The sequence below is a fragment of the Solimonas aquatica genome, assembly GCF_900111015.1.
Lineage (GTDB): Bacteria > Pseudomonadota > Gammaproteobacteria > Nevskiales > Nevskiaceae > Solimonas > Solimonas aquatica.
In genome coordinates, this window is the sequence record NZ_FOFS01000011.1 from 125,698 (window position 1) to 138,135 (window position 12,438).

9 protein-coding genes are annotated in these 12,438 nt (G+C 65.1%); 4 read left to right on the plus strand and 5 right to left on the minus strand.

The genetic code is table 11. From position 1 onward, the window contains the following. Positions 1 to 13 precede the first annotated feature (13 nt). The 3 genes from BMY12_RS14385 (at position 14) to BMY12_RS14395 (ending at position 5,113) form a co-directional block, all read left to right on the plus strand. Positions 14 to 1,363, plus strand: a complete 1,350-nt coding sequence (locus tag BMY12_RS14385; protein ID WP_093287635.1) for a DUF1329 domain-containing protein — start codon at positions 14 to 16, stop codon at positions 1,361 to 1,363. Between the two features lie 136 nt (positions 1,364 to 1,499). Further along, the gene (locus tag BMY12_RS14390) at positions 1,500 to 4,097 is read left to right on the plus strand and encodes an efflux RND transporter permease subunit (protein ID WP_093287637.1); all 2,598 of its coding nucleotides are present in this window, start codon (positions 1,500 to 1,502) and stop codon (positions 4,095 to 4,097) included. Beyond that, positions 4,094 to 5,113, plus strand: coding sequence for a WD40/YVTN/BNR-like repeat-containing protein (locus tag BMY12_RS14395; protein ID WP_093287640.1), 1,020 nt, complete (start codon positions 4,094 to 4,096; stop codon positions 5,111 to 5,113). Before BMY12_RS14390 ends, BMY12_RS14395 begins: the two co-directional genes overlap by 4 nt. A 78-nt stretch (positions 5,114 to 5,191) precedes the next feature. On the opposite strand, the gene BMY12_RS14400 is transcribed toward BMY12_RS14395, so the two are convergent. Next, on the minus strand, positions 5,192 to 5,665 hold the full coding sequence (locus tag BMY12_RS14400; protein WP_093287642.1) for a hypothetical protein: 474 nt from the start codon (positions 5,663 to 5,665) through the stop codon (positions 5,192 to 5,194). A 314-nt stretch (positions 5,666 to 5,979) separates the two neighbouring features. On the opposite strand from BMY12_RS14400, the gene BMY12_RS14405 reads away from it, so the two are divergent. Further along, entirely contained in the window at positions 5,980 to 7,146 is a 1,167-nt protein-coding gene (locus BMY12_RS14405; RefSeq protein WP_093287645.1) for a hypothetical protein, read from the plus strand. 67 nt (positions 7,147 to 7,213) lie between these two features. Here BMY12_RS14405 and urtE read toward each other — a convergent pair whose 3' ends face one another. From urtE to urtB, 4 genes are all read right to left on the minus strand, one after another. Then, positions 7,214 to 7,912 carry an urea ABC transporter ATP-binding subunit UrtE gene (urtE, locus tag BMY12_RS14410; protein ID WP_093287822.1) on the minus strand — a complete coding sequence of 233 codons (699 nt, stop codon included), beginning with the start codon at positions 7,910 to 7,912 and terminating at the stop codon, positions 7,214 to 7,216. 2 nt (positions 7,913 to 7,914) lie between these two features. Then, a complete protein-coding gene (gene urtD, locus BMY12_RS14415; RefSeq protein WP_093287647.1) occupies positions 7,915 to 8,730 on the minus strand; it encodes an urea ABC transporter ATP-binding protein UrtD in 816 nt (271 codons plus the stop codon). Next, on the minus strand, positions 8,727 to 9,833 hold the full coding sequence (gene urtC, locus BMY12_RS14420) for an urea ABC transporter permease subunit UrtC (RefSeq protein WP_093287650.1): 1,107 nt from the start codon (positions 9,831 to 9,833) through the stop codon (positions 8,727 to 8,729). The genes urtD and urtC overlap by 4 nt, the downstream gene beginning before the upstream one ends. 886 nt (positions 9,834 to 10,719) lie before the next feature. Further along, positions 10,720 to 12,423 (minus strand): urea ABC transporter permease subunit UrtB, encoded by a 1,704-nt coding sequence (urtB, locus tag BMY12_RS14425; RefSeq protein ID WP_245732529.1) that lies wholly within the window; start codon positions 12,421 to 12,423, stop codon positions 10,720 to 10,722. Positions 12,424 to 12,438: the final 15 nt, after the last annotated feature.

A 12,438-nucleotide genomic window follows, 5' to 3' on the forward strand; every position in this document is an offset into this window, starting at 1 on the left:
GAGGAGTAAAGCGATGGGTATCAAACTGAAGCACCTGCTGGTGTCGACGTGCGTACTGCTTGCCAGCAGTGCCGCGATGGCCAAGGCAGCCCCCGACCAGGCCGCGCGCCTGGGCAAGGACCTGACGCCGGTGGGCGCGGAGAAGGCCGGCAGCAAGGACGGCCTGATTCCCGCCTGGGAACCGGGGCAGAAGGTCGGCAAGCTGGCCGGCGAATATGCCTCAAACCCTGCCGTGGAAGCCGAGCCGATCAAGTTCACCATCACTGCGGCCAACATGGCGCAGTACGCGGCGAACCTGAGCGAAGGTCACAAGTACCTGCTCAAGACCTTCAAGGACTACAAGCTCAACGTCTATCCCAGCCACCGCAACGTGGCCTGGCCGGACTTCATCTACAAGGCCACCGCCAAGAACGCCACCGACTGCGAGCTTTCCGGCACGGATGATCCGGACAAGTGCGCGCTGGGCTTCCCCTATCCGATTCCGCAGAACGGCGCCGAGGTGATCTGGAATCACCGTCTGAAGTGGCGCGGCAACAACGTGGTGCGCAACAACGACCAGATGATCGTGGACCAGAACGGCCACTTCCAGCTGGCGCAGCTGGTGGAAGAGGTGCAGTTCCTCTACGCCAACGAAAAGAACCCGGTGCCGCTGGAAAAGGGCAAGGGCCTGTTCCTGTACTACCTGTCCAAGATCATGTCGCCGCCGCGCACCGCCGGCACCATGATTCTGGTCAACGAGAGCGGCGGCACCGGCGCCACCGGTCGCGCGGCCTGGCTGTACTCGCCGGCACTCAAGCGCATCCGCCGCGCGCCGGCGGTGTGCTGCGACAACCCGTATGAAGGCACCGACGGTCAGCAGTTCTACGACCAGGTGGACATGTTCAACGGCGTGCTGGAGCGTTACAGCTGGAAGCTGGTCGGCAAGCGCGACATGATCGTGCCTTACGACAACTACAAGATCGCGCGCGCCAAGTACAAGGATCTGGTCGCGCCGGGTCACGTCAACCAGGATCTGCCGCGTTACGAATACCACCGCGTCTGGGTGGTGGAAGCGACGCTGCGCCCCGGCGAACGCCACACCTACGCCAAGCGCGTGTTCTACGTGGACGAGGACTCCTGGGATATCGTCATGGTGGACTGCTATGACGCGCAGGGCGGCCTGTTCAACTTCCAGGAAGGCATGCTCACGCCGCAGTTCAACGTGCTGACCGCGTTCACCGTGCCGGAAGTGATTTATCACTTCGACTCGGGCCGCTACTTCCTGACCGCGCTGCAGGCCGAGGGCCGCCCGAACAACTACGCGGCGGAGTTCCCGGCTGGCTACTTCACGGATCAGGCCGTGCAGCAGCGCGCCACCAAGTAAACCGCGGCTTCATCCGCGCGAAGGACAGTGCCCGCCGCCGCTGCGACGCGGCGGGCACTTCGCCTTTTGCGTCGCGTCTTTTTTTGAGTCAGTCAACCGGCCGCCCTCGCCACGCGCGGGCGCCAGGATTCTTCTCATGCATGGCGATTCCCGTGGCTGGTTTGCCACACTCTTTGTCAAGATCACCGAGCCGCTGATTTTCTCCAAGCGTCCGATCACGCTGACGGTGGTCGCATTGCTCACGGCTTTCTTCGCTTATCAGGCTTCGTTCCTGAAGCTGGATTCCGGCTTCGAAAAGCAGCTGCCCAAGGACCATCCCTACATCCAGGTGTTGAAGAAGTACCAGGACCAGTTCGGCGGCGGCAACACCGTGCTGCTGGCGATTTCGCAGAAGCAGGGGCAGGGCGACATCTACAACGGCGCCTTCCTGGCCTCGCTGAAGACCGCGACGGAAGCGGTGTTCTTCCTGCCCGGTGTCGACCGCACGCGCATCAGCTCGCTGTTCACGCCCAATGTGCGCTACATCGAATCGGTGGAAGGCGGCTTTCGCGGCGGCAACGTGATTCCCTCCGGCTTCAAGCCCGAGCCCGAGAGCCTGGCCCAGGTCAAGCAGAACGTGCTCAAGGCCAAGGTCATCGGCCGTCTGGTGTCCAATGACCAGACCTCGGCGATGGTGGTGTCGGAGCTGGTGGATCAGAACCCGCGCACCGGCGAGAAGCTGGACTACATCAAGACCGCGCATCTGTATGAAAAGGTGCGTCAGCGTCTCACCCAAACCGAGCTTTATCAGCTCAAGCTCAAGGCCGACAGCGCTCCGTTCGCCGCCGGCACCGTGGTCTCCACCGCTTACGAGAATCCCGCCGGCGCGCTGAGCTTCTTCAGGAAGATCGACGCGACCCTGATCGGGCCGAGCGGTGAAACCATCGAGCGCAGCTTCGCGCTGCGCGATCTGGAAATCGAGAAGCAGGCCAATCCCGACTACAACCCGAACGTCGAGGTGGAGATCATCGGCTTCGCCAAGGTCATCGGTGACGTCGCCGATGCCTCCTTCGAAGTGGTGAGCTTCTTCGCCCTGACCGTGCTGCTGGTCTGGCTGGTGCTGTCCTACTACATGGGCTCGTTCTGGGTCTCCCTGTATCCCCTCAGCTGCGGCCTGCTCGCCGTGGTCTGGGAGCTGGGCATCCTCAAGCTGGCCGGTTACGCCCTGGATCCCTTCGCGATTCTGGTGCCCTTCCTGGTGCTGGCGATCAGCGTTTCGCACGGCATCCAGATCACCAGCTTCTGGCTGCTGGAAGTGTCCGATCACGGACTGAACAGCTTCGATGCCTCACGCGCCACGTATCGGCGTCTGGTCATTCCCGGCATCACCGCGCTGATCACCAACATCATCGGCTTCGGCACCATTCTGCTGATTCCGATCGGCATCGTGCGCGAGATGGCGATCAATGCCATGTTCGGCCTGCTGGCGGTGATCGTCTGCAAGAAGATTCTGCTGCCTTGCCTGCTGTCGTACGTCAACATCAAGAACCCGCAGAAATTCCGCGAGTATCAGCAGCGCCGTGACCGCATGCTGCAGCCGCTGTGGAATCGCATGTCGGGCTTGACCACCAAGCCGGTGGCGCTGACGGTGCTGGTCCTGACCGCGGCTACCTGGATCGGTGCCGACATCGTCGCCAAGGATTTGCAGATCGGTGAGCTGCACGCCGGCGTGCCGGCGCTCAAGCCGGACTCCACCTACAACCGCGACTCGGAGAAGATCGCCAGCAACTACGCCATCGGCGTCGACATCCTGCAGATCTACGCCGCCACCAAGACCAATGCCTGCATCGATTACGACATCATGCATCGCATCGCGCGCTTCAACTGGTACATGCAGAACGTGGAAGGCGTGGTGTCCACCACGTCCATGGCCACGCTCGACAAGGTGATCTGGGCGCTTTACAACGAGTCCAATCCGCGCTGGATGGAGCTGCCGCGTCTGCAGGACGGCCTGGTGCTCGCCGGACAGCAGTTCACCACCTCCACGGGTCTGCTCAACGATGACTGCAGTGTGATGCCGACGTATCTGTTCACATCGGACCATCGCGCCACCACCATCGACAAGATCATCGCCTCGATCGAGCAGTACAAGAAGGACACGCCCGACGACGACGCGCTGCAGCTGCAGCTGGCCGGCGGCAACGTCGGCGTGATGGCGGCCACCAACGAGGTGATCAAGCACACCGAGTACACCGTGCTGGGCTGGCTGTACGCCGCCATCGCGCTCTGCGTGCTGGTGTCTTTCCGCGGTCTGGTCGGTCTGGTCTGCGTGCTGGTGCCGCTGGCGGCGGTCTCGGTCTACACCTACGCGATCATGGTGTTCCTGGGCATCGGTGAAACCGTGGCCACGCTGCCGGTGGCGGCCTTCGCGGCAGGCATCGGCGTGGACTACGGCATCTACATCTTCAGCGTGCTGGAAGAGAACGTGAAGGTGAAGGGCATGCCGCTGCGTCAGGCTTACGCCGACACCCTGCATCAGACCGGCAAGGCGGTGGTGGTCACCGCGCTGGCGCTGTCGGCCAGCGTCGCCACCTGGGTGCTGTCGGGTCTGCAGTTCCAGATCGACATGGGCATCCTGCTGACGGTGATGTTCGCCGCCAACGCCGTCGCGGCGCTGGTGATGCTGCCGGCCTTCTCGGCCTTCCTCATGCGCCAGAAGGCGTCCACGGCACAGCTGCAGGAGGCGCAGGCATGAGCCCCAAGACCAAGCGCAATCGCAAAACCATGAGCACGATGCTGAAAACGACGCTGGCCCTGGCGCTGCTCGGCGGCGTCGCAGTCCATGCGCAGGACGCGCAGACGCCGGCGGCGCAGCCCAAGCCGCAGGCCGCACTGATGGTGGCCAAGGCCAGCAGCGGCGTGATGTTCGATGTCAGCGCCGTCGATGGCGGCCTGGTGGCGGTCGGTGGTTACGGCAACATCCTGCGCTCGCAGGACGGCCGGCAGTGGCAGCAGGTGGCCAGCCCCGTCGATACCGCGCTGACCTGGCTCAGCTTCGCCGATGCCCGCGAGGGCTGGGCGGTGGGTCATGACGCGGTGATTCTGCACAGCCGCGACGGCGGCGCCAGCTGGAAGCTGCAGAGCTTCGAGCCGGCGCTCAACGCGCCGCTGTTCTCGGTGGCGGTGCTCGACAAGCAGACCGTGGTCGCGGTCGGCGCATTCGGCACCATGAAGCTCACGCAGGACGGTGGCGAGCACTGGCGCGATGCCGATGCCGCAGCCGATCCCGTGCGCAGCGCCAAGTCGCATCTGTTTGCCATCACCAAGCTGCGCGACCAGCGCCTGATGGTGGTGGGCGAGACCGGTCTGATGGGCGTGTCCGCCGACGGTGTCAGCTGGCAGAAGCTCGATGCGGTCTACGAGGGTTCGTTGTTCGGCGTGCAGCCCTGGGGTGAGCACGGCGCCATCGTCTACGGCCTGCTCGGCAACATCTTCGCCTGCGAGGAGGTCGGCAAGGCGCCGTGGCGCAAGATCGAGACGCAGAGCACGGCCTCGCTGTTCGGCGGCACGCCGCTGCCGGATGGTTCCGTGGCGCTGGTCGGTGCCAACGGCACCGTCACCCGCATCGCGGCAGAGGGTGTGAGCCTGATCGCCGGCAAGGGCGATGAGGCCGGACGCGCCGGCACCTGGACCGGCGCCACGCTGTTCAAGGGTCAGCTGCTGCTGGCGGGCGAATCGGGCTTGCAGCTCATGGCGCTGCCCAGGCCCTGAAGCCTCGCGCGCAAAAAAACCCTCGGCCGCTGCCACGGCCGAGGGTTTTTTCATTGCGGCACCCCAGCGCGCTTTTCTTCAGCGGGCGTCGCGCAGACGCTGGCGATTGCCCTGGTTGGTGCTGTGCCACTGCTGGTAATCCGCACGGCCGGTGGCGGCAGCCTGGCTCATGTTGTCGCGATGCGTGCCGTAGGAGGCGCGGGCATTGTCGCGCGCCAGCTGCGTGCGATCATACGCATAGCCCTGCGCCACATCGGCCTTGTCGCGCGCGGTCGGCGCGTCGCGGAATTCGCCGCGATAGCTCTGGCGCAGATCGCGCCGCGCGGCGCTGTTGTCCTGCAGAGTGTCGACGCTGCGCTCACGCACGTCCTGACGCAGCGCCTGATGACGGGCGTAAGCATCCTGGCGGTCGTCACGACGGGTCTGCACATTGTCGTGCACCGCATCGCGTTGCGCGCCGTAATCAGCGTAGTGAACGCGCGGCGCGGCGTTGGCGACACACACAGCGCTCAGCAGCGACGCGCCCAGCGCGCCGAAAATCAGCTTCTTCATGGTCAAGACTCCCTGGTGATGGTGATGATGGCCCGACGCCATGCGTCCCCTGTCCATCGCCCGATTGATTCTAGGCAGGCAGTCTGAACGTCAAACGAATGTCGCCCTGGCTTGCGTCAATTAAGTGACGCGTGTCGCAATGCAAATTGCTCGTCGACGCAGATGAGGGCGAAATGCAAGGCGAGCCGATCATCGCCGCGAACCTTGCCTTCCATCGGTGCTGCAACCCACGCGAGCCCGGCCTGCCACTAAGGTCGCCACATCGCGATCGGTGCCCGATCGCATTACTCAAGCGATCCGGAGGTCGTGTTCTCATGTTCAAGAAGCTTTCGTTGGCCACTGCTGTGGCGCTGAGCGTTTCCCTTGCCGCTTGTGGCGGCGGTGGCGGCGGCTCCTCATCCGGTAGTGGCAGTGGCGGCGGCAACACGACGCCCAGCTCCGCCAGCATCACCGGTCCTCTGGATACCGTGCAGACGGATGTCAGCAACACCGTGATCGCGCCGCTGGTCGATGCCACGTCCGGCACCGCGCTGGAAGGTGTGCTGCTCTGCGCCAATTCCATCGTCACCTATAACGCGCTGGACATCGCGGACGCCTTCGCCAATGGTCTGGCCAATCCGACGACGCTGACCAGCACCACGCCGGCGCAGGCGCAGGCCGCGCTCAGCGCGCTGGTCTCGCATCTGGTGGGTCTGCTCAACTCGCTGGCCGCCACCTCTGCCAATACCGCCTGCAGCGGCACCGCCACCGGTTCCACCACGGTGCCGAGCAACAATCCGCTCACCGGCACCTCGCTGGCGGCGCTGGGCACGCAACTGCTGCCGGTGCTGACCTCGGCGCAGCAGCAGCTGGGCGGCTCCAGCACGCTGAGCGCCACGCAGCTGGCCAGCATTCTGGCCTCCATCAGCACGGCGATGAACACGGCCATGACCAGCATCAGCGGCGCCACCGCCGGTGCCCCGGTGCTCAATGGCGTGCTGCTCGCGGTGAAGGACTCGCTCGCGCAGCTCAGCACCATCGCCACGCATGCCGCGTCCGGCGCCAATGGTGTGGTGCTGGCCGGTGATCTGCAGAACCTGGCCGAAACCCTGCTCAATGATCTGCTCACGCAGGTGCTGCCGGTCGCCGATCTGCAGAGTCTGGCGGGTTCCGGCGCTTCCACGGATGTGCTGGCGCAGCTGCAGGCCGCCGTGGCGACGCTCACCGCGACGCTGGGCACCAATCCCACCACCGCGCTCGGCAGCAATCCGCTCGGCGGCGTGGGCTTTGCCTCGCTGACCTCCCTGCTGGACACCCTGGTGCCGGAGCTGACCTCCAGCTTCTCGGGCGTCAGCGGCGCCAGCAGTCCGCTGACGCTGGCCACCACCCTGGTGCAGACCGCGCTGGCCAGCCTGCTGTCGCTGAGCGGCAGCGGCTCCAACACCAGCTCCGGTGCGGGCTGCTCGCTCTCGCTGCTGGGTCTGTGCCTGCTGCCTGGTTGAGCAGCATGCAAGGAAAAAGGCCGCGTTCAGCGGCCTTTTTCTTTTTTCTTTTGTACGCTCGGAGAAGTTACACGGTGAGATGCTGACGCACGATCTCCTCGCTCAAACCGGCAATCGCGCCGCCGGCCACCACGCGGCCCTTGTCGAGCACGCAGAAGTCGCTGGCCACACGTCGCGCGAACGGCAGCTTCTGCTCCACGATCAGCACCGTGAGGCCCAGCTCGGCATTGAGCCGGATCAGCAGATCGCCGATCTCGTGCACGATGTTGGGCTGAATGCCTTCGCAGGGCTCGTCGAGAATCAGCAGGCTGGGCTGCAGCAGCAGGGCGCGGCCGATGGCCAGCTGTTGCTGCTGACCGCCGGAGAGATCACCGCCGCGCCGGCGCAGCATCTGCTTGAGCACCGGGAAGGTCTGGTACACGCGCTCCAGGGCATCGGCCGGGCGCTCGCGCCTGGCGATCAAGCCCATGCGCAGATTCTCTTCCACGCTCAGCTGCGAAAAGATTTCGCGGCCTTGCGGCACGAAGCCGATGCCCAGTCCCGCGCGCTGATCGGCGGAGAGCTTGCACAGATCGGTCCGGCCGTCGAACACGATCTCGCCGGAGCGCGCCGCCACCAGGCCCATCACGCAGCGCAGCAGCGTGGTCTTGCCCATGCCGTTGCGGCCCATCAGGCAGGTGCGCGAGCCGCGCCGGATCTGCATGTCGATGTCCCACAGCGTGTGGCTGCCGCCGTAGAACTGATTGAGTCCCTTGATCTGAAGCATCATCAGTCTCCCAGATAGACTTCGACGACCTTCGGATCGTTCTGCACTTCCTGCATGCTCCCCTCGGCCAGCACGCTGCCCTGATGCAGCACGGTCACCGTGCGCGCAATCGAGCGCACGAACTCCATATCGTGTTCCACCACCACCACCGAGCGCTTGCCGGCCAGGCCCACCAGCAGCTCGGCGGTGTGCTCGGTTTCCTGCGGCGTCATGCCCGCTACCGGCTCGTCCACCAGCAGCAGCTCGGGGTCCTGCATCAGCAGCATGCCGATCTCCAGCCACTGCTTCTGGCCGTGCGAGAGTCCGCCGGCCAGCACCTGACGATGGTCTTTCAGGCCGATGGTCTCCAGCACTTCCTCGATGCGCGCGATCTGCTCGGCCCGGAGCCTGGCAAACAGAATCTTCCACACCGATTTGTCGCCGGCCATGGCCAGCTCCAGGTTTTCGAACACGGTGTGACTGCCGAACACCGTGGGCTTCTGGAACTTGCGGCCGATGCCGGCCTTGGCGATCTCGGGCTCGGTGAGGCGCAGCAGATCGATGGTCTGGCCGAACCAGGCCGAGCCTTCGTCCGGGCGCGTCTTGCCGGTGATCACATCCATCATCGTGGTCTTGCCGGCGCCATTGGGGCCGATGATGCAGCGCAGCTCGCCGGCCTCGATGTAGAGATTGAGACTGTTGAGCGCCTTGAAGCCATCGAAGCTGACGCTGATGTCTTCCAGGTACAGCACGATGTTATGACTGGTATCCAGCGTCGGCGCGCGCGAGGAGCCACCCGAGCGGCTGAGCACGCGGGCAAAGGCTTCGGTGACGCTCATGACTTGCTCCGCTTGAGCTTGGCCGCCAGGCCCACCACGCCCTGCGGCAGAAACAGGGTGACGCCGACGAACAGGGCGCCGAGCGCATACAGCCAGATCTCCGGCAGCACGGCGGTGAACCAGGTCTTGGCGTAATTGACCAGCAGTGCGCCCAGGGCCGCGCCGTAGAGCGTGCCGCGGCCGCCCACCGCCACCCACACCACCACTTCGATGGAGTTGATGGGCGCGAACTCGCCGGGATTGATGATGCCCACCTGCGGCACGTACAGGGCGCCGGCGATGCCGGCGAGAATCGCCGAGAACACCCAGACCCAGAGTTTGTAGTCCTCGACGCGATAGCCGATGAAGCGCGCGCGGCTTTCGGCATCGCGGATCGCCTCGATGACGCGGCCGAAGCGCGAGGAGACGATGTAGCGGCAGGCCGCATAACCCAGGCCCAGCGCAAGGGCGGAGGCCAGATACAGGGCGACGCGCGTGCCCGGCGCCTGCAGTTCGAAGCCCAGCAGTTCCTTGAAGTCGGTGAGGCCGTTGTTGCCGCCGAAGCCCATCTCGTTGCGGAAGAAGGCCAGCAGCAGGGCGTAGGTGAGGGCCTGCGTGATGATGGACAGATACACGCCGGTGACGCGCGAGCGGAAGGCCAGCCAGCCGAAGACATAGGCCAGCACCGCCGGCACCGCCAGCACCATGAACAGGGCGATGGGGAAGTGATTCATGCCATGCCAGAACCAGGGCAGTTCCTTCCAGTTCAGGAACACCATGAAGTCGGGCAGGATGGGATCGCCATACACGCCGCGCGTCCCGATCTGGCGCATCAGGTACATGCCCATGGCGTAACCGCCGAGCGCGAAGAAGGCGGTATGGCCCAGGCTGAGGATGCCGCAATAGCCCCAGACCAGATCGATGGCGATGGCGAGCAGGGCATAGCACATGTACTTGCCGAGCAGGGTCATGGTGTAGCCGGAGATCTGCAGCGCCGAGCCTTCGGGCATCAGCAGATGCAGGGCGGGCACGATGAGCGCAAAGCCCAGCAGCACGATGAGGAAGTAGCGGCTGCCGCGCTCGTTGAGCAGCAGACGGCCGATGAGGGATTGCTGAGGGCTCATGCGAGCGTCCATGAAAATTGTTGCGCTGGCGCGAGGTGCGCGCCGCCTCGGGCACGGCCGTAGGGCGGGTTAGGCGCGCCAGCGCCGTAATCCGCCAGGGCTTTGCTGTTGCTGCTTGGCGTGCCGCTCAATTGAGCCTTGGTTTCGTGCGCCCTTCGGCGCCCGCGGCAGAAGCTCCCCCGTAGGTCGCTTCTGCTCTCTTTGCTTGTGCAAAGAGAAGTACCCAAGAGAAAGCACACCCTACGCCTCGCATCCGTCGCCGCTGACGCGGCGCCGGCAGCCTGCGCTGCTCGCGTGCTCGGGGCCGTTGCAGACGCGCCATCCATGGCGCGGCTGCAACTGAGCCGGACTTCGTGTCCGGCTCTCCCACTGCGCTCGCTGCGCTGCTCGATGCGAGGCAAAGGGGAGTAGGTCAAAAGCCACGGCAACAGCAGTTTCGAGCGATGAGCGTTGCTACGCTGTTGCTTTTGACCTTGGGGTCCCCGTCTCTGGCGCTGAGCTGTGCGGCGAGCGCAGGGGAGAGCTGCCCAGGAAGGGCAGCTCAGTTGCAGCCGCGCCATGGATGGCGCGTCTGCAACGGCCCCGAGCACGTTGCACAGCGAAGGCACCGGCGAAGCCGGCGCCAGAGCCGGGGTGTGCTTTCTCTTGGTTACTTCTCTTTGCACAAGCAAAGAGAAGTGACTCCGCCGCCGAAGGGCGGTGGAAGAAGGCAATAGATCAAGCGCAACACGAGGCCGCGAATAGCGAAGCCACGAAGGACTGCTTACGGCGCCAGCGCGCCTAAGCCGCCCTACGGTTGGAGCGCGAGCGGAGGCCGCCGCCCCCTCTCCCCCGACCCCTCTCCCGCAAGGGGAGAGGGGAGCAAAGCCGCTTGTGAGTGGCACGATCAATTCTCCGCCGCGCGGCCTTTCTGCGGGAACAGACCGCGAGGGCGACGCTGGATGAAGAGAATCAGGAACACCAGCACCAGAATCTTGGCCATCACCGCGCCCGCCCAGGGCTCCAGCAGCTTGTTCACCACGCCCAGCGACATGCCGCTGATCAAGGTGCCCCAGAGATTGCCCACGCCACCGAACACCACCACCATGAACGAATCGATGATGTAGGCCTGGCCCAGGTTCGGACCGACATTGGTCAGCTGCGCCAGCGCCACGCCGGCAATGCCGGCCACGCCCGAGCCCAGGCCGAAAGTGGCGGCGTCCACCCATTCGCTGCGCACGCCCATGGCCCGCGCCATCGCCCGGTTCTGCGAGACCGCGCGCACCTTCAGGCCCAGCGAAGTCTTCTTCAGCACCAGTTGCAGCAGCGCGAACACGATCAGCGTGAAGACGATGATGTAGAGACGGTTGTAGGTGATGGAGAAGGCGTCGTTGAAGGCCAGCGAGCCGCTCATGAACTCCGGCGTCTGCACCGAGCGGTTCAGCGGCGAGAAGATCGAGCGCACCAGCTGCTGCAGAATCAGCGACAGGCCGAAGGTGGCGAGCAGGGTCTCCAGCGGCCGGCCGTAGAGAAAGCGCACGATGCCGCGCTCGATGGCCACGCCGAACAGACCGGCGACCACGAAGGCAGCGGGAATCGACAGCCACAGCGAGGCGGTGATGTGCTGCGGCATCAAGAGCTGCATGACATAAGCGGTATAGGCGCCGATCATCATCAGCTCGCCATGCGCCATGTTGATCACGCCCATCACGCCGAAGGTGATGGCCAGACCCGTGGCGGCCAGCACCAGCACCGAGCCCAGGCTCAGACCGAAGAACAGCGTGGACAGGGCATCGTAGAACTTGCGCCAGGATTCGATGCGCTCCACCGCGCGGGTCGCGGCATTGCGCACTGCGGAGTCGGCGTCACTCTGCGCCAGAGGCTGCAGCTTGTTGTAGACCTCGGGGCTCAGCTCGCCGGACAGGTGCTGCACGGCGGCCAGGCGCGTGGCGGTATCGCTGCTGTCGAGATCGGACAGGGACAGACCCACTTCGATCTCGCGCCGCACCTGCGCATCGGTCTCGGTCTTCTGGCGTTCGCGCAGCACCGTGACGGTGGATTCGTCGAGATTGCGCAGCAGTTCCTGCACGGCGGCACGACGTGCCTTGGGATCGCTGTCCGACAGCGCCAGCTGTGCCAGCAGTCCCTTGATCGTCTTGCGCAGGCTGTTGTTGGTGCCGATGCGCTTGAGCTGTTCTTCCCTGGCGCTGCCGGCAGGCTTGAGCGTGGCGGGATCGGTCAGCGCGAGCTCGCCGCTGCCTTCGCCGGTGATGACCACGCTGCCGTGATCGGCGCGCGCGGCATCGTCAATCTGGTAAAGATGGGACTCCAGCAGGGCCTGCAGCACCGCCTTGGTGCTGGGATTGCCGGAGGCGATGAGCTGATGCATCAGCCCGGCCTTTTCGCTGTAGCTGGCTTCGGGCAGGGCCTTGAGCAGCTCGGAAAAGGTGGGCTGCGCCGGTGTGGCCGCAACGGACTCGGGAACCGTGGCGGCCGGCGCCGCTGCCGTGTCCTGGGCCAGCGCCACGCCCGCAGAGGCGTGGGCGCAGCACAGCGCGGCAAGCGGCAGGCACCGGCGCAGCAAGAACTTCAGATACCGCATCTGGGACATCACACTCACTCGGGA